This is a genomic window from Gemmatimonadota bacterium, assembly GCA_009835325.1.
Lineage (GTDB): Bacteria > JAAXHH01 > JAAXHH01 > JAAXHH01 > JAAXHH01 > JAAXHH01.
Genome location: VXWP01000108.1, coordinates 1 through 21,468, shown reverse-complemented (window position 1 = coordinate 21,468; position 21,468 = coordinate 1). Strand labels below are relative to the sequence as shown.

The window sequence follows — 21,468 nt, the reverse complement described above, 5'->3', positions numbered from 1 at the left end:
GTATACTATGGATGGAACGAAGGTAACCCTGGAGGACTTCCGGGGCCGGCCCCTGTTCGTGAACTTCTGGGCCTGGTGGTGCCCGCCCTGCATCAGGGATGCGGAACCCCTGATGAACATCGCGAAAAAGTACGAGGGACGGATCGACTTTCTCTTCGTCGGCGTGAACAAATTCTACAAGGATGAGCAACCGCTCGATCCCGCTGAATTCTAGGAAGGATTCGGCCCGGGGCTGGAAACCTTCAAGCAAGGACTTCAGGCGTCCAGGCTGGTTCGTCCTTCCGACGAATCGGAGAAGAACGATCCCGATAAAATGGCCGGGATCGCGGTGCGGAACGAGGACGTCATCGCATACTATATGGACAGCCCGACCTCCCTTTTCGATTTCCGCGGCTACTGGGAACGCCAGTTCCGTGCCAAGACCAACCAGCGTTACGGCATTCCCGTCACCTACCTGATCGACAGCGAGGGACGCATCAAGCTGGACGTCCATCCCAACGATCAGCACTGGGACAAGCACGACGATATCCTGGAAGACCTGATCGCGGGCAAGGACCTGTCCCATTACGCGGAGCGCTTCCCCATACCACCTAAACACCTGCGCGAGGAGGCAACGGGAAGCTGATCACCAGGACGATAGCTTTCTTCAAGTGTCTTATCCTGGCTTGTCTCGCCGGTGCAGTCACCCACACCGACGTTTCAGCCCAGGAACCTTCCAGGCCGCTTTGCGGCACGCTGCACCTCCATCCCTTCGTCCAGCCCCCGGAGGGCGGACTCGCCGCCCGGGCCCACCGGCCCGAACAGTTCGGGCCGGGCCGGCCGACCGTACCCGGCGAAGAGGACCGCACGAACAACCTCGGACATACCTATACGGCCGAGCCCGAATCCTACGTCAGTCCCGGCGGCCACTTCAAGATCTGGTACGTCAACACGACGGAAGACCGGCCCGGTGCGGGCTGGCCGGAACTGGAAGACGCAACGGACGGCACCGTTCCCGAATATGTCCGGCACTGCGGGGTATTCCTGGACGAATCCCGCCGCGTCATCGTGGAAGAACTGGGTTACCGTCCGCCGCCCGTGGACTACGATCATCACGATCGATACGCGGCTATGGATGCGGACGATGGCGGGGACGGGCTATACGACGTCTATATAACCGATCTCCCGAGTCAGTTCAGTGGTTACACCCGCCCGGAAGCGGTCACGACCGGCGCGGTCCTTCCTTCGTACATCGTCGTGGACAACGACTACGCCGAGTCCCGGAGGACGGTGGAGAAGGCCCTGGACCTGCTGCGGATCACCGTCGCCCATGAGTACTTCCACGCCGTGCAATTCGGGTACGACGCGGGGGAAGAGGCTTTCTGGCTGGAACAGAGTGCCGTTTGGATGGAGGAGCAGGTCTATGACGAGGTCGACGACTACCTGACCTACCTGCCTACGTTCAGCGGCTTCCTGACGGAACCATGGGTCTCGCTTGATACCTCGAACGGGGAGCATGAATACGCGGGCGTGATTTGGCCGCTTTACCTGGAGAAGCGGCACGACCGGGACCTGATCCGCGGCATCTGGGAACGGGCCAGAACGAGCCGGGCGCTGGACGCCATCGACGAGGGACTGCGCAGTGTCGGCAGTGATCTGAAATCCGCCTTCCAGGAATTCACCACGTGGAACGTCTTCACCGGGGACCGGGCCAACGCGGACCGGTTCCATGAAGAAGGCGCCGCCTGGCCCCAGGTCGAGCTGGGCGGATTGCATGAACCCGATCTCCAGGGCGCATCGGGCACGTACCTTTTCGACGGTCCCCGGATCCCCGCACACCAGTATCCGGACCACCTCGCCGCGAACTACATTCGCTTCGTCCCGGATCCCTCCCTTCCCGGTGGACTGCGCATCGATTTCACAGGCATATCCGGGGAGTGGGGCGTATCCGTGGCGGCCAGCGGTGATGTCGACACGGTGATAACGGTCCCCGCGACCAGGGGTGGCGTAACCATCGAGGTACCCGACTGGGCGAGGTACGAGACCGTCATGCTCGTGGTGGCGTCGCTCGATCGCACCGGAGACGGTTTCGAATACGCCTACACGGCGGCTTTTGATCCCGGTCTTACGGGCGATGACGAGACAGGGCGGCCGATCGCCGCGTCCCTCACCACCTATCCGAATCCCTTCTACCTGAGCAGCGGGCCCGCCACCGTCCGATACGAAGTCGGCCGGCCGGGAGAGGTTCAGCTCACCCTGTACAACGTTATGGGCCGGAAGGTCCGCACGCTGGTGGACGGCAACCATGCAGAAGGCACGTTCACCACCACGTGGGACGGGAAGGACGATGGGGGAAGAAGGGTGGCCAGCGGGGTCTATCTGTGCCGGATGACGACCGGAGGGACGGCGGAGCGTTTCGAGGTAACGCGCAAGCTGCTGTTCCTAAAATAGAAGATCCGGAAAGGACCGGATGATCTTCTCGCAGGTGCCGGCCGGATCTTCCCCTTCGTCCACGGTGATCCATACGATGCCCTCGGTTTGCCGGAACCAGGTCAACTGGCGCTTTGCGTACTGCCGGGACCGCTGCTGAATGGCCGAAACCGCATCCTTCAATTCCAGCTCGCCCCCGATGTATCGCAGCATTTCCGCGTAACCAAACGTCGACATGGCATGGGTCCCGGGACCATACCCCCGATCCATCAGGGCGCGGACCTCCGCTTCGAGACCCGATTCGATCATTTTCTCGACCCTGGCGTCGGTACGCGCGTAGAGCGCGGCGCGGTCGCGGCGCAACCCGACCAGACGCATTCCGCGAGAACGGGATCGAGACTGAACGGGTCTTTCGAACCAGGACGTCAGGGTCGCACCCGTCGCGTCGTGGACCTCCAGCGCCCTTTCGATACGTTGCCGGTCGTTCACATGGATACGCGCGGCGGACACCGGATCGACTGCGCTCAGCCGTTCATGGAGCGCATCGGTGGACGCCGATCGGTATTCGTTCGCAAGACGTTGCCTGAGTGCCCGCGGGATCTCCGGCGCGTCGAACAGTCCGCCGGCAAGCGCCTTGATGTACAGCCCCGCACCGCCGACCACGAGGGCCGGCACCTCCCGGTCCGCAAGGTCCTGGATCGCTTCCCGGGAAAGGCGGCCGTATTCGCCGGCGCTGAACCGTACGTCCGGATCGACCACGTCGATGAGGTGATGGGGGGCCGCGGCCTGCTCTTCCGCGGTAGGCTTGGCCGTGCCGATATCCATGTACCGGTAGACCTGGCGGGAATCGGCCGAGACGATTTCTGCACCGAAGCGCCGGGCCAGCTCAATACCCACGGCGGTCTTGCCTACGCCGGTGGGACCCACTAGAACCGGTATGGGGCGGCTATCGGCGGCACCGGATGCCATCGGACGGGAGGTCACGAGTCGTTCCCGGCGCGTTCCGCGGGTTCCCCGGATCGATTTGACGCGGCGGACCGATCTGACGCAGCGGAACGCCAGTCGCGAACCGCCCGGGCGACGGCGACGACGGGGGCGGTCCAGATGCGGTCACGGTGTTCCCGGAGATAGCCGCACAGCCCGCTGAAATCGGCCTCCGTCACGGACAGATGTCCTTCCGAAATCCCGTGAAAGGTCAACACGGCCCACTGTCCCTGATCCATCGCCTCCTCGACCAGGCCGATCATCCCGGAGCGGGCCTGGCGCTCCACGGGGAAGGAGTAGAGGTGGTGCAGATCGGCGGTCAGGGGGTGATTGGCGAAGTCCCCCTTGCCTCGGCCGGCGATATGGTGACGGGCCACGACTGGAACGTAACTCCGGCGGCCCGGTCCCTCGCCCACGTGGGCATGGTAACACGGATAGCAGAAGGTGAAATCCGCCTGTCCGGGAATGGCCTCGTTAATGCGTCGCCTGCCCTCGCCGATCTCCCACTCCATGTCTTCGAGGGTCATCGTCTCCAGGCAGTCGGTTCGGGTCTCCTTGAACGCGCAGGAACAGGGGTGGTTGACCGTATGGTTGCCCACCTCGTGACCCACGTCCGCCACGGCCTTCCACGGCGCGAGCAGGCCCCGCCAGTCCGGACCTTTGGGGTTGACGTAGAACGTGCCGTGAAGTCCGTTTTCGGCCAGTATCGGGAGGGCCCGGTCGAGTTGGGACGGCATTCCGTCGTCGAAGGTCAGGGAGACGGCGCCTTCGCATCCTTCCCGCCAGGGCCGGGGGTGCCCTTCGGTCATGGAGAATCCGCCTTTCATTCATCTTGATTGTATGCCTTGCGCTCCGTATAATATACCATAACCGGTGCCCGGCACCCTGTCAATTTCCCATTAACCGACTTCCCGTAACACATACGATAGAAAGTACCTCGCGATGACCTACGGCGACCGTGACCAACTGCTGAGGGACGACGCATACCTGATCCATCCCCTGCAGCACCGCGACGATCATGACGAGCCCCTGATCTGCGTACGCGCTGAGGGCTCCACGCTCTTCGACATCGAGGGCAACCGCTACCTCGACGGGCTTTCAAGCCTCTGGAACGTAAACGTCGGCCACGGCCGGCGCGAGCTGGCCGCCGCAGCCGCGGACCAGATCGAGGAACTGGGGTTCTTTTCCTGCTACGCGGGGGCGACGAATATCCCGGCCATACGCCTGGCCAGCCGCCTGAAGGAACGGGCGCCGGGCGCGCTGAACCATACCTTTTTCACGTCCGGCGGCGCCGTATCCAACGACAGCGCGATCAAGACGGCGCGGTACTTCTGGCAACGGTCCGGTCGGCCAGAAAAGACCGGGATCATATCCAGGAGACATGCCTACCACGGCGTGACCATCGGCGCCATGAACGCCACCGGACTGGAAGCCTACTGGGAGGACTTCGGATCCAGCCTGCCCGGATACGTCCATATCGACGCGCCCTATCCCTATCACTACAGGCCGGAGGACCCCGGGGTGGGATGCGGCGAGGCGAGCGCCCTGGCCCTCGAGGAAGCGATCCTGCGGGAAGGCCCCGACACGGTGGCAGCTTTCATTGGGGAACCTGTGCAAGGCGCGGCGGGCGTCATCGTGCCGCCGGAAGACTACTGGCCGCGGGTCCGGGAAATCTGCACGAAGTACGACGTGCTTCTGATCGCCGACGAAGTAATCACCGGGTTCGGCCGCATCGGCCACTGGTTCGGCGTGTCTTACTGGAATGTCGAACCGGACATCATCACCTTCGCCAAGGGCATCACAAGCGGGTACGTGCCGCTCGGGGGCATCATCGTCTCGGATGAAATACACGACTGCATCCATAACGCCCCCGGGGACCGGAAATGGAACCACTCCTTCACCTACTCCGGGCACCCGACCTGCTGCGCCGTCGGGCTGGCGAATCTCGATCTCCTGGAGCACGAAGGCCTTATCGAGCGTAGCAGGATCATGGGCGAAAAGCTGATGGACGGCCTGCGAACGCTACGGACGCTGCCGCACGTGGGCGACATCCGCGGCATCGGGCTGATGGCCGCCGTGGAGGTAGTGGAAGACCCCGCATCCCGCAAACCCTACGATCCCGCGTCGAAGACAGGCGGACGCATCGTGAAGAAGATGCTCGAAAACGGTGTCTACACCCGTTGCAGGGGAGACAGCGTCAATTTAGCTCCCCCGTTCGTCGTAACTACCGAAGAGCTGGACCGGATGGTTAACGTAGCCGGAGAGGCCATTGAATCGGTTACGGCCTGAAGAAGACACAGGGACCAGGAGGCGCGCCATGAAACTCCTCATCGCGATCGTCAACAAAAGGGACATCCAGCATCTTACCGATGCACTGATCGACAACGATTTCCGGTTCACCGAAATCGGCAGCACGGGCGGATTCCTGCGCGCGGGCAATGTCACCCTGTTGATCGGGGTGGACGACGAGCGCGTGCCTCCCGTGCTCGAACTCATCCAGAACCACTGCCACGCGCGGGAGGAAGCCATCGACGTCGCGCAGATCGGCACCCATCTCGACGCCCTGGGGCTGGGGGAGGCCGTAACGACCACGGTGGGCGGCGCGCAGGTGTTTATCATCCAGGCCGAACGCATGGTCGTGGTCTGATTGCGAACCCCTTCACATGTCCGGGCTGTCCGGACTGACGGAACAGGAGCACAGCGTTGAGAATCGGCATCATCGGGCACACCGGCTGCGGAGATTACGGACACTCCCTGGACCAGGCATTCGTGGGCGTGGAGGGCGCCGAGATCGCCGCCCTGGCCGATCCTGTCGAGGAGGGCAGGACGGCGGCGCTGGAACGTACCGGCGCGCAGCAGGGATACGCCCGGTACACGGATATGCTGGAGCGGGAGAAGGTGGACATCGTCGTCCTGGCCACCCACGAGATGAGCAACCATCTCGCCATGGTGGTGGCCGCCGCCGAACAGGGAGTCCACGTGTACGCGGAGAAGCCCCTGGCGCGCACCCCGGCCGAAGTGGACGCCATGGTGGAGGCCTGCGACCGCGCGGGTGTCCTGTTGATCATGGGCCACCCCTGGCGGGGACGGCCGGAAATCCAGCGCCAGGCCATCCCCATGATCCGGGACGGAGGGATCGGGGAGCCGCGCTGGGCCCGCATGTACGGTTTCGGCGGAGAACACGGGGGAGACCAGTGGCTCATCGATCTCTATCCCCATTTCTTCGATTTCCTGTGGCAGCTCTTCGGCGAACCGTCGTGGTGCCAGGCGATCATCACCCAGGACGGCCGTCCGGCCCGCCCGTCGGACCGGAAGGAAGGGCTGTTCGGCATGGGCACCTCCGCGGGAAACGGCCTGTGGGCCCATTACCAGTTCGACGGTTTCAACGCGGAATTCGAATCCTTCGCGGGCGACGGCATCGAGAACCCCTATCGCATCGACATCCACGGGACAGAGGGCACGCTCGTCCTGCCCGGACCCACGCAGGACGGCCCCGACATCTACTTTCACCCTCACTCCAACCCGCAGCCCTTCGACGACGAACGCTGGGAAGTGCTCGCCCATGAGCGGGTATCAGGCGGGCAGAAATGGATCAACGCCCACCACCGCATGGCCCGATCCATGATGGATCTCATCGAAGGTAGAACGCCCGAATACGAGCTCTGTCACGCACGCACAGCCCGCCGCCATATCGAAATGGCCATGGCGGCCCACCGTTCCCACATCACGGGCGCACGGGTGGCCTTTCCCTTTGCCGAAACGGGCAACCCCTTCGACACCTGGACGGAAGAAGGGCGGGGCTAGATGGACATGGACCGCTTCCGGCACCACCTGGCCGGGCCCGTCGCCTCGATCAACACCCCTTTTCTCGAAAATGACGCCATCGATTTCGACGGGTTGCGCCGGTTCGTGGATTTCTGCATCGAAGCCGGGGCGGGTACCGTCCTGTTCACGCCCGGGGACAGTCTCTATTCGGTGCTTACCGAGGCGGAAATCGCGGAGTTGACGGCCTTTACCGCGGGTGTCGTGAACAGGCGGGCGCTGTTCATCGCAAGCGCGGGGTTCTGGTCCACGCCGCAGACCGCCGCCTTCGCGGAGTACGCCCGGGACCGCGGCGCGGACGCGGTGATCGTGGCGCCGCCCGACCGCGGGATGACGGTGGACGGGCTCGTGGCGTACTACGATGCGGTTTCACGGGCCCTGCCGGCATTCATCCTGAGCGCCGGCCTGGTGAGCGTGGGGGTCCGGGGCGCGCTGGAAACGGTCGAACGGCTCCTGGACGAGGTGCCGGGCGTCGTGGGATTCAAGGAAGACTTCGGTCCCGATTTCGCCCGGGGCGCATGTGCCAGGGCCCACGACAGGTGGGTGATCTTCGCCGGTGGCCAGAAGCAGACCCACATGGACATGCTGCCGTACGGTTGCGACGGGTATATGTCGACCTTCATCAAGTTCAAGCCGGACGTGGCCCGTACTTACTGGGCCGCCATCGAGCGCGGAGCCCTCGATGGGGCCGCGGACGTCATCGCGCGCTACGACATGCCCTTTTTCGACTATCTGTACAACACCTTTCCGGCTGGCGGCGACGCGGCGCAGCACGCCGTCCTGGAACTGGCCGGCATCTGCGGCCGCTGGCGGAGGAATCCCCTGCCCGATCTCTCGGACGCGGAGATGGAGCGGCTGAAGGGGTTCCTGGCGGACGGCGATATGCTTTAATGGATACTCGCCCATGCAAATAGGCTATACGACCTGGGGCATGCCCGAAGTCCCCGTGGACCAGGCCCTTTCGTTCCTGCACGACGTGGGTTTCGACGCCGTGGAACTGACGGTCCTGCCGAACTACACGACGGCCGTGGACGGGCTCGACGCCGGTGAACGGCGGCGCATCAAGGCGCTCTGTGCCGGATACGGCCTGGCCATGCCCGCCGTCGCCGCCCACCGCTCGCTCCTCGAAGAGGACCCCGATGCCCATCGCGAGAACATGCGCCTGCTGAAGCGCGCCGTCGACCTTTGCGCGGAATGGAGCGACGGCCGCGGCGCGCCGGTCCTGGACACGGTAATGGGCGGCGCCCCGGAAGACTGGGAAACCAGGCAGGACTTCATTTTCGAACGGGTCCGGGAACTGGTGGACTATGCCGCGGACAGCGGCGTGGTGATCGGCATGGAAGCCCACGTGGGATGCGCTCTGGACACCGCGGAGAAATCCGTCCAGCTCGTGGAACGCATGGACTCGCCCCACCTTGGGCTCAATTTCGACATCAGTCACTTCGACGTCCTGGGCATGCCCATCGAGGATGCGGTCCGGCTCATGGCGCCCCACGCGGTCCATACCCACGTCAAGGACCAGCGGGGCCGCGTGCCCGATTTCGAGTTTCTCGTGCCCGGAGAGGGCGATTTCGACTTCACGGCCTACCTGCGCGCCATGCATGCTGCCGGATACGAGGGTTCCATCACCGCAGAGGTCAGCAACATGGTGCAGAGCAAACCAGGTTACGACCCCTTCGAAGCGGCCGCCCTGTGTTTCCGGACCCTGGAGAAAGCCTTCGCCGAAGCCGGCGTACCCCGGCCGTGAGCGACCCGGCCGTGAATACGCAGCGCGTCAATTGAAAACCCGCGAATGAGAGGAAGAACATGGAATACCGCTATCTGGGCAAGACCGGCCTGCAGGTGTCGCCGATCTGTCTCGGCACGGCCTTCCGGGGCGCGATCGACGAGCACGCCGGCATCCGGGTGATCGAGACGGCCCTCGATCTGGGGTGCAACTTCATCGACTCGGCGTTCTACGGGGAGGGGAGGTCCGAGAAGATCATCGGGAAAGCGCTCAAGGGCCGGCGCGAGCAGGTCGTCCTGTGCACAAAGATCTTCGGCACCGCGGGTAAGGGACCCAACTTCACGGGGCTTTCACGGTTCAACCTTATGCAGGGTGTGGAGAAAAGCCTGAAACGGCTGCAGACCGACTATATCGACCTCTACCTGGCCCACAGCTTCGACCCGGTCACGCCGCTCGAGGAGACCCTTTCAACCTTCGACGACCTCGTGCGCCAGGGCAAGGTCCGGTACATCGGCTGCAGCAACTGGCCGGTGTACAAGGTGGTGGATGCTCTCTGGACCAGCGACCGGCGCAACCTGGAACCCTTCGTCTGCCTGCAGTACAACTACAGCCTGCTGGCCCGGTGGGAGACCGAGCTCGAGCTCATGCCCATGGCCAGAGACCACGGGCTCGGGCTCATGTGCTACAGCCCGCTCGCCATCGGCTTGCTGACCGGCCAGTTCCGCCGCGGGGCCGTACCGCCCGAGAACAGTCCCTGGGGGAAGAACCCCCGCCCGGGGCTGAGCCGCTCGAAGTATCCCTTCGACGAGGCCATGACCGACAAGCTGGACGGCATCGTGCAAACGCTGATCGACGTGGGGGAAAAGTACGGGAAGACGCCGGCCCAGGTGGCGCTGGCCTGGATCCTGGACCACGAAGAGGTGACGGCGCCCATCATCGGTCCGGATTTTCCCGAGCAGGTCGAGGAGTCCTTCGGGGCCGTGGGATGGACGCTCGATCCGGAGGACCGCACCTTGCTGGACGAGGTCTCCGCTCCGGACCTGCCGGGCAAATACGCCTGAGCGCGCCGAAATGATGACGCCGGCCTGCCCCGCGTCGGAATCCCGCCGTTAGGAACGCCTTGCCTGTAATGGGCAGCGGCCCGTCAGCAGAATACGCGCCGGTACGTCAGCCGAAGGGTTCGTCCCGGTTCCCGGCAGGCGGCTTGCGCTTCTTCGCTTCCACCCTGGTGGCGTTGTAGATGGCTCGAATGCGACGGAACTTCTGCGCGACGAGCACGATGAACACCACCAGGATCACGCCCAGTACGACCTGATAAAGCGGGTTCTCCCACCCCAGGATAACCGGCCAGAGCGCGAGGATGGCGAGGATGGTAAAGCCCGCTTCGAGTTTTTCTTTCGTCGTCATATTCGACGTCTCTCTTCCGGAATCCAATGTCTCTCTTTCGGGCTCGCGGTACGGGCCCGCGGCCCATCAGAAATCGAATTCCACTTCCACCAGCCGGTTCTCTCTCGAGGCCGTTTCACACCCCTCGATGAGTTGTATCGGACCCTTCGCCCATTCCCCCGTGATCTCCAGGGGCAGGCCGGCGAGCAGGTGATCGGCCACGTTCTTGTAATAACCGTGCCAGTTATGTCCCCGGTCATAGGGTTTCACCTCGACGACGCGGTGGCGGCCGTCGGCCGAGGCCATGGTCACCGTGCCCGCGCCGTCCCCGCCTTCCATGACGATCGATCCGGAGGTGCCCTGGACGGTCCACATGGGCCTGCGGGACGCGTGGATGGATGAGGTCATGAACTGCGCCTCGACGCCGGAGTCGAAACGGGCGTAGGCCCGGCAGTAGTCCTCGTTGGTGTTGCTGTGCCAGACCCGCTTCATGTAGTTCCCATAGAGCGTTGCCCGCTTGTTGATCCGGTTGCCCTGTCCGTCGTACCGCGGCACCAGCTGCAGGATCTTCTCGAAATTGTGGGCGCCCCAATCGTACATCGCCCCGCCGGATACCGGCTTGTGGGACCGCCACGCCTGGTCCGGCAGGCCGTACCCCACCAGGGCGCTTTCAATCGAGTATACCTCACCGATATCGCCCCGGTCGACGATCTCCCTCATCGAGAGGATGTCCGGGTCCCAGTGCCGGTTATGGTACGCCGAGATCATGACGCCCCGGTCCCTGGCCAGCCCGATCAGTTCGTCCGCCTCGGAAACCTTGACCGTGAAGGGTTTCTCCGTGATGACGTGCAGGCCCGCATCAAGCAGCGGCTTCGCCACGGACGCGTGGTAGGCGTGGGGCACGATGACGATGGCGAGGTCGACGAGCCCGCTTCCGGCCATCTCCCCGGCATCCTCGAACATGGGCACGTTCTCGCCCTGCTCCTCCCGTGCCGCTTCCAGCCGGGCGGGGTCCCGGTCGCAGACCGCCCCCAGTTCGAACCCCCGCGTCGCGGCGATCTGCTCGCTGTGGTGCCTCCCCATGCCGAACAGCGGTCCGTAACCCACCAGCCCGATCCGGACGGGCGATCCGTCGGTCATCCCGCACACGTATCGGAGCCCCTTGATCAGCTGGTCCTGGAAGTCGGCATGGACGAAGGTGCGGTTGTCGTGGCCGAGTGCGGTGTAGAACACCCGTCCCTTTCCGTAATCCCGCAGGTAGCCCAAAGGCTGGCGTTCGAGTTTCCATATGCCGTGCTGGAACCACCTGAGCGGCGCCTCCGTCTTGATGTCCATGTTGTAGCATTCGTCCTGGACGCGGAAACTCCGGCTCATGCGCGGCAGGATGTCGTCGAAGGCCGGATCGACTTCCACGTCGAAGTCGCCCAGCGGATCATGGCCGATGAACTCGGTTCCGATCATCTCGATGTAGTCGGCGTACTGCGCCAGACCCGCGTTCGCGGTATGCACGGCCAGCAGTCCGCCGCCGTTCCGCACGTATCCGGTGATCCCCTTTTCCTGGTCACGGGTCAGTTCTCCGGACGCGATGTAGAGTGCCACGGCATCGTAATCCGACAGGTCGCAGAGCGCGTTCCGGTCGTCGGTCACGTCCAGGGTGAACTGCGAAGCACCGTTCACGAGCCGCTCGAACATGGCGGCAAACTGGCTGAACGGCGGGCTGTGCGCGTTGATCAAGAGCAGTATGCGTTTCACGGCGGTCCCTTCTCAGGCGGGTGAAAAAGTAGTAGGCTTCAGGCTGCCGCCTGCCGTTCGGCGTCCAGCGTGACCCGGATACCGAACCGCAGATAGCCCAGGGAAAGCAGTACGCATGCCGGCCACCAGAACCAGTCCGGCAGTGGAGATTCCATGAGCATGTGCACGGTGTCCAGCACGACGGCCGGCGTGATGGCGATGATGGCCAGGTTCAGGAGCGTACGGTACGGCAGCGCACCACCGGTGGACGCCGTGAAAAAAGATGCCACGTAGGCGTACAGCAGCGTCTGCACGGTCCGGTACGCGTAGGACAGCACGAGCAGTATGGGGAAAAGCAGTGTATTGACCAGGGACCGGGTCCAGTCGGCGATCACGTACAGGTCTTCCCGGGTCAGCGTCTCCGGTGGTCCGTCCGGCAGGGACGTAACGTCGACCTGGTCGCCCTCTCCCCGGATGAATATCTGGGTGCGCGTTACCAGCACCGGCGCCTCGGTGTCGTCCAGGCTGGTGTACTGTCCGGTGGGGTCGATGACGGCCAGCAACGTCCCGTCCCGGTCACGCAGGAGCGTCGGCCGGGACGAGGACGAGGACAGTTCGCCGCCGGACAGGCTGAGATCGGGGACCTGGTCGATATAAAAAGGGGCTTCCCGGCTGACCCATTCATCCACCTGGTTCTGCGTCTGGAGGGTGAAGGGAATCCAGGTCAGCGCCAACAGGAGGAGGAGGTACAGAAAGGTACGGTTGCGCCAGTGACGGGCCGCATCCTCGTAAATCGACCCGTCGTAGAAGGCCATCCAGAGCGGATGCAGAATACTGAATCGACGCATGTGTCCTCTCATCCTCCCGGCCGGTCGCCGCGGCGCGAAATCCTAAACCGAATTGGCTACCGAGCCGTCCGACCTGAGCAACGTGTTCGCGGTATTCATCGGAGTAAAAACCGCTCCCTCCAGCCGTTCGTCGTCCAGTTCGACACCCAGGCCCGGGTCCCGGGGAATCGGGATGTAACCGCCTTCCCGGCGTATGTTGGTCCGGTACAATTTGCTGGCTTCCGATTCATCGCCCATGCTGTACTCCTGGGTCACGAAATTGGGGATGCTGGTATCCAGGTGTACGGAAGCGGCGGTGATGAGTGGCGTCAGGAAATTGTGGGTCACGACGGCGCAGTGGTGGGCTTCGGCGATAGCCGCGATCTTCTTGCAGTGGGTCAGGCCGCCGGCGAGGGCCACGTCCGGCCGCACGTATTGCGGCCCCCCGTGCGCCAGGAGTTCCTGGAATTCCCAGATAGTGTTCAGGCGTTCTCCGTTCCCGACGGGGATCCCGATTCTCCGGGCGATTTCGCCCTGGGCCATGATACTGTCGATCTGGATGGGGTCCTCGATGAAATAGAGGTTGAATTCGGTCAACGCGTTGGCCAGGGGCATGGCGGTCAGCGGCGTCAGCTTGCGGTGGACCTCCACGATGAGATCCATGTCGGGACCGCCGCCTTCGCGGGCTGCCGCGACGAGATCCCGGGCGGTGCGGATCATCCGGTCCAGGGCCATGTCCTGGTAGCCGCCCGGCAGGGGATCGAACTTGAGCGCCGTGAAGCCTTCCGACGCCGCGTTCCTGGCCGATTCGAGCATGGCCTCCGGGGTGCCACCGCCGCCCAGCAGGTGCAGCCTGACCCGGTCCCGGCAGTTCCCGCCGAGCAGTTCCCAGATCGGTACGCCGAAGTGCTTGCCCTTGATGTCCCACAGGGCGATATCGACGGCGCTGACGGCCCCGGACAGGGCGCTTCCCCGGAAGGGCGACATGCGGTAGAGATACTGCCAGTGATGCTCGATGCGGAACGGGTCCTGCCCGACCAGGTAATCCTTGAACCGCTCCACGATCTGGTGCACGGCTTCGGGATATCCCCAGCAGGCCGTCTGGCCGACCCCGGTGAGTCCGCTGTCGGTCCGGACGCGGATAACGTATCCGCCGCCGATGAAGTACGAGGTGATGTCTTCTATTTTCACGTCGGAAACCTCTCATTACGCCGATGCGGGTATGGTCCCGGCGCCTGGCAGTGGCCCCGGATCATCATGCGGTTGTCCTTCGGATCAGCAGCTGCCAGTAGCTGTCGGATAGGCCCCTACCAAGTAAGCGGTGTTCCATCCACCCCGCAACCAGAAATCGGCGTCGCGTTCCGCGAACCCTCAAAATACAGTTTTTACTTGAAGACCCCGTTGCGTCCTCTGTATACTCTGATTACAGATTCTTCACAATTCGCTGATTTTCCAGGCCCCTGGCCCGGTCCGGCCCGGCGGTGTCCGCCGTATATTCCTTACCGTCGGAGCGTGCTTGAGGTATCAATCAGGAGATACACCATGATTACGGAAGAGTCCGGTTTTAACTTCGATCCGAAGTTCGAGGACCCCGAAAAGCTTAAAGCGTTGTCCCGACGCGGGTTTATGGGCCGGATCGCGGGTGGTCTCGCCGCCGGGACGGCCCTCCTTTCCATGGCCGGGAAGGCCGGGGCGAAGCCGCCGATGCCCGAAGATCATCTCCCGGAACCCGATGACGTCGCCTACTGGAACTGGGTGGCCGACCAGTTCATCGTCCGCGACGGCGTATCCTTCATGAACACCGGTACGCGCGGACCGTCCCCGGCCCCGGTGCACCGGGCGCAGATCGCCGCGCTGGAAGGCGCGAACTCGGATTACAAGAGCTATACCAGTTACGTCTACAACAGCGACTTCAGGAAGAAGATGCGCGCGAAGATGGCGGACTACATCGGCTGCAAAACGACCGAGGTCGCCTTTACGAACAACACGACGGAAGGGATGGTCTTCGGCACCTTCGGCGTCGACATGGAGCCGGGCGACGAGATCGTGACGACCAATCACGATCATTCGAGCGGGGTGCAGCCCATCAACCTCAGAGCGGTCAGGCAGGGGACGAAGACCGTCATGATCGACCTGTCGTCCCCCGATTTCCACCCGCCCGACAGTCCGGACGCGCTGCTCAAGGCCTTCGAAGCCGCTATCACGCCGCGTACGAAAATGCTTAGCTTCTGCCATATCAACTACGGCGACGGACTTGTCCTTCCCGTGCGGGAAATCTGCGACATGGCCCGTTCGAAGGGCATTATCACGCTAGTCGACGGGGCGCAGCCTCCGGGCATGCTCGACCTGAACATGCACGACCTGGGCTGCGACATGTACGCGGGGCCGTGTCACAAGTGGATGATGGCCTCCATGTACACGGGCTTCTTCTACGTGAAGGAGGATATCCTGGACCGGGTCTGGCCGACGCTGTACTCGGGGCCGGTCAACGGATTGTCCATGTACGGCCAGGAGCCCACGGGTTTCGCCAAGATTTATTACGACGAATACCTGTCGGGCGCGTCCAAGTTCGAGCTGCGGGGTTCCTCCAACGCCCCCGCCCGCGTCGCCATCGACGCGGCGCTGGATTTCCACAACATGATCGGGCCGGCCGCCATCGAAAGCCGTAACCGATACCAGGCTGTGCGCGTGGCCAACGCCCTGCGCAACATGGACGGCGTGGACGTATACAGTTCGCCCGATCCCCGCATGAGCGCGGCGCTCGTCTCGTTCAAGGTCAGCGGCGTGGGTACGCGCGATCTCAACGACATGCTTTGGGACCGCCACCGTATCTATATCCGGAACGTCACGCACGATGAGATCAACTGGGACGCCAACCGGACGTCAATGCACGTCATGGTGACCGATGCCCAGACGGACCAGTTCATCGGCGCCGTCGAGGAGATCGCGAAGGAGAAGCGCCTGTAGTTTTGAACGATCAGCTTCGGAGGGAGTCGTAATGGCCTATCTGCGTCACCTCGCACTGCGGTGTCGAGACGTGTCGGTCTCGCAGCGTTTCTACGAGGATGTGATCGGCTTTACCTTTGTCGGCCGGCGGGGCAACGGCGAGGCCGTCGATCTCAGCGACGGCACCGCCAACATCACGCTGCTGCCCCATGACGATCCGTCGCGGCCCACGCTCGAGGAAGGCGAGGAGTACATCCACTTCGGCGTGCTGGTGGACGACCTTCACGCCGCCTGGCACAGGGTCCGGAACTGGGGTGCCGAAGCGCCGAAAACCGTGAAGGGCCGGGACGCCATCTCCTCCGATACCCCGCCGGAGATCGCTTTCAAGGCCATCGATCCCGACGGCAACATTGTCGACATCTCCGGTGACCGGGACGAGTGGCGGGGCGTGAAGATTTGATCAAGGGTTGATTCCCCGGATTCGATCAACCTCTTATGCTTATGTTCAGATCGGCCGCCCTTTCCATTGACAAGTCCGTCGCGAGGGCGGCCGATTTGTTTGATTTCTCCCGTGGACGCATCCCGCCCGGCACCCTCACCGCCGCCCTCTGGCCGGGCCTGGTCCGGTCCCTGGTGCGCCAGTTCAGTCAAGGCGTGGCCGGGGTTACCGGAACGAACGGCAAGCATACGACCTGCCGGATCCTGGCCGCGATTCTGCAGCAGGCCGATGCCCGAACGCTCTACCCCGAAGACATCGCCCCATCCCTCGACGAAGTGGTCTCCACCCTGGTCCGGGCGACCGATCACCGCGGCAGGATCCATGCGGACTACGGCGTGTTCGGATTCGAGACCGGCATGCTCGACCGGGCGATCAGGGTATGCAATCCCGGCACGCTCGTACTGAACAACCTGTACGACGACGAATCGGTGCAGGGGGTTGACCGCGCTGCCCTGATCGGGAAATGGTGCGACTGGTTCGGCACCATGTCCGCCCGACAGCACATCCTCGTCAATGCCGACGATCCGGTCCTCTGCGGCGGATTCACGCGGGGCGTGCCGCCCCGTCTGACCTATTACGGTGTGGAGGATGAACGCCTGCACCTTGCGGATGCCGCCACCCCCGAGGTGCCGTGCCCCCGGTGCGGCGTTCCCCTGGCCTACCGGATCACCAGCCTGGCCCACCTGGGTGACTATGCCTGCGAAGGTTGCGGTTGGGAAAGGCCGCTGCCGACCGTATACGCGATCGATGTGGATCTGGGACCGGATGAAACAAACTTCCGGCTCATCACGCCGCGGGGGCCCCTGGACGTGCGCCTCCGCCTGTCCGGTCTGCACAACGTATACAACGCCGCGGCGGCCGCGGCGGCCGCGTTATCTCTCGGCCTGAGTCCCGTGACGATACGCAAAGGCCTTGAATCCGTGAGGTCCACCGGAGGACGGGACGAACGGGTGGTGATTCATGACCGGGAAGCCCGCCTGATGACGATCAAGAACCGGACCTCGCTCCTTGAAGCGCTCAGGACCTGCCGGCTGGACCGGCAGCGGGGCCATTTCCTGTTCCTGCTGGACGAGGCCGTACGGGGTGGACGCAACGCTCCTTGGATCGTGGACAAAGACCTGGAAGGCATGGTGAACTTCTCGAGGTCCGTGCACGTGGCCGGCGCGGGCGGCGCGCACCTGGCCCTGATGGACGAGCAGATGGACGCGGAGGACATGGTATCGGCCGTGGACGTCAGCGACGTGTTTCACGACATCATGCGGCGGCTCACCCCGGGTGACCGCCTGTGGGTCCTCGCGACCGAAGGCGCCATGTACGCGGTCAGGCGGGAACTGAGGGACATGGGGATCATCTGAGCGCGGCCGCAAGTGCCGGGTCGGCCGCAAGCGCGAGCACGGCCTCAGTTCCAGGCCGTCAGATCCAGGGCGGCCGGTCGCAGCCCTTGAACGGGTAGTGATCGCCGGGCCGGAACCGGGGGAGCGGAGGATAGTGGTTGATTCCGTCCGCGGCCTTGCCCCGGCACAGGTAGGCGGGGAAGTTCTCGCGCTTGATGCGCGTGGTCGTGGGTATATACCGGAGGGTCAGTCCGCACCGGCGCCGGTCGGACAGGTTGGCCTTCGAACCGTGTATCAGGTAGGGATCGTGCAGGGATACGCCGCCCGCCGGCACGACGACATCGACCGCCTCGGATTCATCCACCTTCACATCCAGTTCCGAACTCAATACGTTGTCCCCTTCGGTTCTACGGTGCCGGTACAGATTCTGGCCTCTGTGGCTGCCGGGGATGACCCGCATGCAGCCGTTCTCCGGGGTCGAGTCGTCCACGGCCAGCCAGATGGTAATGACTTCCATGGGTTCCAGCGGCCAGTAGTTCCCGTCCTGGTGCCACAGCACCGGCTGCCCGTCACCGGGCGGTTTGCTGATGTAATGGGCTGCGAAGAGCGCGATGTCGGGCCCCAGAAAGGGTTCGATGACGTCGATGAGCCGGGGATCGGTGCAGAGGCGGATCCAGAACGGATCGTCCACGATGAGGTGGTGATGGTACTGCTCCGGCCGGACGTCGGGGTACTTCTCTCCCATCCACTCGACATGGCCCTGGGCCTCGGCGGTCAGGCCGCCGTCGATGACCCCGGGCAGGACGACATAGCCGTCTTCTTCGTACCGGCTTACGATATCGGCGCCGTTCAAACCGGACCCCCCGCTGTTCGTGTTCAATTAGATATCTGTCCTACTATAATTATCCTGTAATTACGATAGCGTCAACCGGTCTTCCAGGGGCACAGGATTTTTGGGTTCCGTCGCAGATATGAAGGGATCAAAACACAGGCCCCCGGCCGGAAAGCCGTACCTTTATCTCCCGCGAAAGCCGAACGGGCCGCCTCCGTCTACAAAAGAACAGAATGGTTGACACCCCTCCGGGGACTGTGTATTTTGTTGGTTCCCACTATGCTGTGTACTACCTTGACAGAAACGCGTACGCACGTCGGCAGATCAGCTTGTCCGTGATGTACAGACAGGAGAATCCGATGAGTTCTGACCAATTCGACTTTGCCATTGCCATAGGCGGCGCCGCGGGCCAGGGTATCGCCACACCGGGCAACGTACTCGCCCGGATATTCATTCGCCGCGGACTGCATCTCAACGCCTACAATGCCTACCAGTCGATCATCCGGGGCGGTCATATCTTCCTCACGATGAGGATCAGCGATCATCCGGTCCACAACCACGGCGATAAGCTCGACCTGCTGGTCTGCCTGAACCAGGATACGATGGACCGGCACCTGGGCCTCATGGGACCCGGTACGAGGGTCCTCTACAACAGCGACACCATCACACCCGGTACGCCGGAAGACGGCGTGCACCTCTGCCCGCTGCCCATCAACGAACTGACCGACAACAACCGCAACAAGCTCGTGCAGAACACCGTGGCGCTCGGGACGATCCTCTACCTGCTCGACGTGGACTTCCAGATCCTGGAAGACATCATCACCATGCAGTTTCAGCGCAAGGGGCAGGAAGTGGTCGACGAGAACGTGGGCGTGGCCCGCGCGGGATACGACTACGCAGCGGCGCACTTCGAACCCTTCACGCAGTCCCTGCCCTCCGGCGGCAAGCCGCTTGCCGTATGGACGGGTAACGACGCGCTGGCCATGGGCGGCGCGTCCGCCGGGGTCAAGTTCTACTGCGCCTATCCCATGAGTCCCTCCACGGGTGTCCTCCACTGGATGGCGCAAAACGCGCGGGAACTGGGCATCATGGTGCGCCAGGTCGAAGACGAGATCGGCGTGGCCAACATGGCCATCGGCGCAGCCCACGTGGGCTGCCGGTCCATGTGCGCCACGTCGGGCGGCGGTTTCGCTTTGATGACCGAGGCCGTGGGCAGCGCGGCCATGATGGAAATCCCGGTCGTCTTCATCGACGTGCAGCGCGCCGGTCCATCCACGGGCGTGCCGACCAAGACGGAGCAGGGCGATCTCTGGCAGATTCTCGGCGCGAGCCAGGGCGATTTCGAGCGGTTCATCGTGGCGCCGACCGATGCGCTGGACGCCTTCAATACCGTACCCGAACTGTTTAACCTGGTGGATCGATTCCAGTGCCCGGGCATCGTGATATCCGATCTGCTGATCTCCGAAGGCACCTTCAGCGTCGATCCGGACGCCATCGACATGCAACCCGGAATAGACCGGGGCGACTTGATCACCGAGTCCGGTAACGGCGCGAGCGACATCCCGACGGGTTCGCAGCTTTCCAACGGGCACGGCCTCATCGGCGCGCCGAGCAACGGTTACCTTCGATACGAGAACACGGAAAGCGGGATTTCTCCCCGCGCGCTGCCGGGTGTGGAAGGATACGCCCACGTGGTGGCCACCGACGAACACGATGAAGACGGCGTCCTGGTCAGCGACGAATTCACCAATCCCCACAAGCGGCGCAAGATGGTGGAAAAGCGGGCCCGCAAGTTCAAGAACGTCGCGGAGCGCATCGACCCGCCGGCGCTCTCGGGTTCGAGCGCCGAAGATGCCGAGATCACGCTCATTGGCTGGGGATCGACCCTCGGCGTGATCAGGGAGGCGGTGGAAATCCTGCACCGCGATGGCGTCGCCGTAAACCACCTGCCGATCAAGTGGATCGTCCCCCTGCACGTGGACGCCATCCAGGAAGTTTTCGACAACGCGAAAAAGACCGTGATCGTGGAAAACAATTATTCCGGCCAGTTCCACCGGTACCTGCGCAGCGAGACCGGGCTTTCGGCCGACGGCCACATCCGGAAGTACGACGGCGAGCCGTTCATGCCCCATCATATCGTGGACGGCGTCCGGGAGCTGCTGGCCGGAACGACGGACATCTTCGTGCCCTATCAAGAAGTCATCGTCTAAGGAGTCTTCAACATGTCAGTGGAAACTTTACCACGCGAGGAAGTGGAAGCGAAACCGGTAGCGCCATTGAAAACGAAGGACTTCAAGGGCAAGGTGGATCCGGACTGGTGCCCGGGATGTGGTGATTTCGGCGTGCTGAGCAGCCTGCAGCGGGCCTGTGTGAACCTGGGTCTCCGGCCCCATGAGATCCTCACGATCAGCGGGATCGGCTGTTCCTCGAATTTCCCGGGGTTCTTCAACTCCTACGGCATGCATACGCTGCACGGACGTGCCCTGGCCGTGGCCACGGGCGCGCAGATGGCGAACCACGAACTCACCGTGTTCGTCACGGGGGGAGACGGTGACGGCTACGGGATCGGCGGGAACCACTTCACGCACACGGCGAGGCGCAACGTCGACCTGACCTATATCGTCATGGACAACCAGATCTATGGTTTGACCACGGGACAGGTGTCCCCTACCAGCAGCATCGACATGCGGACCAAGAGCACGCCCTTCGGTAGCGTGGAAGCGCCGGTGAACCCCATCACGGCGGCGATCATGAACGGCGCGACCTTCGTGGCCCGGGCTTTCAGCGGCGACGCCCGCCATTTGACCGGGCTCATCGAACAGGCCGTCCAGCATCGCGGCTTTGCTTTGATCGACGTATTCAGCCCCTGCGTCACGTTCAACAAGGACAACGACTACCCCTTCTTCAAGCAGCGCGTCAAGAAGCTGGAGGACGAAGGCCACGATCCCGGAGACTGGAAGACGGCCTGCGAG

21 protein-coding genes are annotated in these 21,468 nt (G+C 63.4%); 14 read left to right on the top strand and 7 right to left on the bottom strand.

The features are described from left to right. From F4Z81_14715 to F4Z81_14705, 3 genes are all read left to right on the top strand, one after another. Nucleotides 1-214, top strand: a 214-nt coding sequence (locus F4Z81_14715) for a TlpA family protein disulfide reductase (protein MXW06299.1), incomplete at its 5' end; no start/stop codon positions are given. A gap of 99 nt (nucleotides 215-313) precedes the next feature. Beyond that, on the top strand, nucleotides 314-625 hold the full coding sequence (locus F4Z81_14710; GenBank protein ID MXW06298.1) for a hypothetical protein: 312 nt from the start codon (nucleotides 314-316) through the stop codon (nucleotides 623-625). 422 nt (nucleotides 626-1,047) lie between these two features. Next, on the top strand, nucleotides 1,048-2,430 hold the full coding sequence (locus tag F4Z81_14705) for a T9SS type A sorting domain-containing protein (GenBank protein MXW06297.1): 1,383 nt from the start codon (nucleotides 1,048-1,050) through the stop codon (nucleotides 2,428-2,430). Here the strand turns inward: F4Z81_14705 and miaA are convergent. Both miaA and F4Z81_14695 read right to left on the bottom strand, forming a co-directional pair. Then, nucleotides 2,422-3,393, bottom strand: coding sequence for a tRNA (adenosine(37)-N6)-dimethylallyltransferase MiaA (gene miaA / locus F4Z81_14700; GenBank protein ID MXW06296.1), 972 nt, complete (start codon nucleotides 3,391-3,393; stop codon nucleotides 2,422-2,424). The genes F4Z81_14705 and miaA overlap by 9 nt on opposite strands. Next, nucleotides 3,390-4,220: a polysaccharide deacetylase family protein gene (locus F4Z81_14695; GenBank protein MXW06295.1), complete on the bottom strand. Its 831-nt coding sequence runs from the start codon at nucleotides 4,218-4,220 to the stop codon at nucleotides 3,390-3,392. The genes miaA and F4Z81_14695 overlap by 4 nt, the downstream gene beginning before the upstream one ends. Nucleotides 4,221-4,335: 115 nt before the next feature. On the opposite strand from F4Z81_14695, the gene F4Z81_14690 reads away from it, so the two are divergent. Genes F4Z81_14690 through F4Z81_14665 form a run of 6 tightly spaced genes read left to right on the top strand, consistent with a single transcriptional unit; the run spans nucleotide 4,336 to nucleotide 10,002 of the window. Next, nucleotides 4,336-5,682 carry an aspartate aminotransferase family protein gene (locus tag F4Z81_14690; GenBank protein MXW06294.1) on the top strand — a complete coding sequence of 449 codons (1,347 nt, stop codon included), beginning with the start codon at nucleotides 4,336-4,338 and terminating at the stop codon, nucleotides 5,680-5,682. Nucleotides 5,683-5,710: 28 nt separating this feature from the next. Next, nucleotides 5,711-6,040 (top strand): hypothetical protein, encoded by a 330-nt coding sequence (locus F4Z81_14685; protein ID MXW06293.1) that lies wholly within the window; start codon nucleotides 5,711-5,713, stop codon nucleotides 6,038-6,040. A 56-nt stretch (nucleotides 6,041-6,096) separates the two neighbouring features. Then, complete coding sequence (locus F4Z81_14680) at nucleotides 6,097-7,197, top strand: Gfo/Idh/MocA family oxidoreductase (protein ID MXW06292.1); 1,101 nt, start codon at nucleotides 6,097-6,099, stop codon at nucleotides 7,195-7,197. Further along, nucleotides 7,198-8,106, top strand: coding sequence for a dihydrodipicolinate synthase family protein (locus tag F4Z81_14675; protein MXW06291.1), 909 nt, complete (start codon nucleotides 7,198-7,200; stop codon nucleotides 8,104-8,106). It abuts the gene before it with no gap. 13 nt (nucleotides 8,107-8,119) lie between these two features. Further along, complete coding sequence (locus tag F4Z81_14670; protein MXW06290.1) at nucleotides 8,120-8,962, top strand: sugar phosphate isomerase/epimerase; 843 nt, start codon at nucleotides 8,120-8,122, stop codon at nucleotides 8,960-8,962. A 59-nt stretch (nucleotides 8,963-9,021) separates the two neighbouring features. After that, on the top strand, nucleotides 9,022-10,002 hold the full coding sequence (locus F4Z81_14665; GenBank protein ID MXW06289.1) for an aldo/keto reductase: 981 nt from the start codon (nucleotides 9,022-9,024) through the stop codon (nucleotides 10,000-10,002). 106 nt (nucleotides 10,003-10,108) lie between these two features. Here F4Z81_14665 and F4Z81_14660 read toward each other — a convergent pair whose 3' ends face one another. The 4 genes from F4Z81_14660 to F4Z81_14645 all read right to left on the bottom strand — a co-directional run bounded on the left by F4Z81_14660 (nucleotide 10,109) and on the right by F4Z81_14645 (nucleotide 14,076). After that, the gene (locus F4Z81_14660; protein ID MXW06288.1) at nucleotides 10,109-10,348 is read right to left on the bottom strand and encodes a hypothetical protein; all 240 of its coding nucleotides are present in this window, start codon (nucleotides 10,346-10,348) and stop codon (nucleotides 10,109-10,111) included. Between the two features lie 66 nt (nucleotides 10,349-10,414). Continuing rightward, a complete protein-coding gene (locus F4Z81_14655) occupies nucleotides 10,415-12,079 on the bottom strand; it encodes a hypothetical protein (protein ID MXW06287.1) in 1,665 nt (554 codons plus the stop codon). 38 nt (nucleotides 12,080-12,117) lie between these two features. Further along, nucleotides 12,118-12,918 carry a DUF1189 domain-containing protein gene (locus F4Z81_14650; GenBank protein ID MXW06286.1) on the bottom strand — a complete coding sequence of 267 codons (801 nt, stop codon included), beginning with the start codon at nucleotides 12,916-12,918 and terminating at the stop codon, nucleotides 12,118-12,120. Between the two features lie 30 nt (nucleotides 12,919-12,948). Further along, nucleotides 12,949-14,076, bottom strand: a complete 1,128-nt coding sequence (locus tag F4Z81_14645; protein MXW06285.1) for a mandelate racemase/muconate lactonizing enzyme family protein — start codon at nucleotides 14,074-14,076, stop codon at nucleotides 12,949-12,951. Nucleotides 14,077-14,142: 66 nt separating this feature from the next. Here F4Z81_14645 and F4Z81_14640 point away from each other — a divergent pair, with 66 nt between their 5' ends. The 3 genes from F4Z81_14640 to F4Z81_14630 are packed head-to-tail and all read left to right on the top strand — an operon-like array spanning nucleotide 14,143 to nucleotide 17,685. Continuing rightward, a complete protein-coding gene (locus F4Z81_14640; GenBank protein MXW06284.1) occupies nucleotides 14,143-15,852 on the top strand; it encodes an aminotransferase class V-fold PLP-dependent enzyme in 1,710 nt (569 codons plus the stop codon). Next, nucleotides 15,791-16,291: a VOC family protein gene (locus F4Z81_14635; protein MXW06283.1), complete on the top strand. Its 501-nt coding sequence runs from the start codon at nucleotides 15,791-15,793 to the stop codon at nucleotides 16,289-16,291. Before F4Z81_14640 ends, F4Z81_14635 begins: the two co-directional genes overlap by 62 nt. 35 nt (nucleotides 16,292-16,326) lie before the next feature. Further along, nucleotides 16,327-17,685: a hypothetical protein gene (locus tag F4Z81_14630; protein MXW06282.1), complete on the top strand. Its 1,359-nt coding sequence runs from the start codon at nucleotides 16,327-16,329 to the stop codon at nucleotides 17,683-17,685. Nucleotides 17,686-17,743: 58 nt separating this feature from the next. On the opposite strand, the gene F4Z81_14625 is transcribed toward F4Z81_14630, so the two are convergent. Beyond that, nucleotides 17,744-18,517 (bottom strand): phytanoyl-CoA dioxygenase family protein, encoded by a 774-nt coding sequence (locus F4Z81_14625; GenBank protein MXW06281.1) that lies wholly within the window; start codon nucleotides 18,515-18,517, stop codon nucleotides 17,744-17,746. A 338-nt stretch (nucleotides 18,518-18,855) separates the two neighbouring features. Between F4Z81_14625 and F4Z81_14620 the strand changes: the two genes are divergently transcribed. Continuing rightward, a complete protein-coding gene (locus F4Z81_14620) occupies nucleotides 18,856-20,706 on the top strand; it encodes a 2-oxoacid:acceptor oxidoreductase subunit alpha (protein ID MXW06280.1) in 1,851 nt (616 codons plus the stop codon). A gap of 12 nt (nucleotides 20,707-20,718) precedes the next feature. Continuing rightward, a partial coding sequence (locus tag F4Z81_14615) for a 2-oxoacid ferredoxin oxidoreductase (protein ID MXW06279.1) occupies nucleotides 20,719-21,468 on the top strand: 750 nt, incomplete at its 3' end.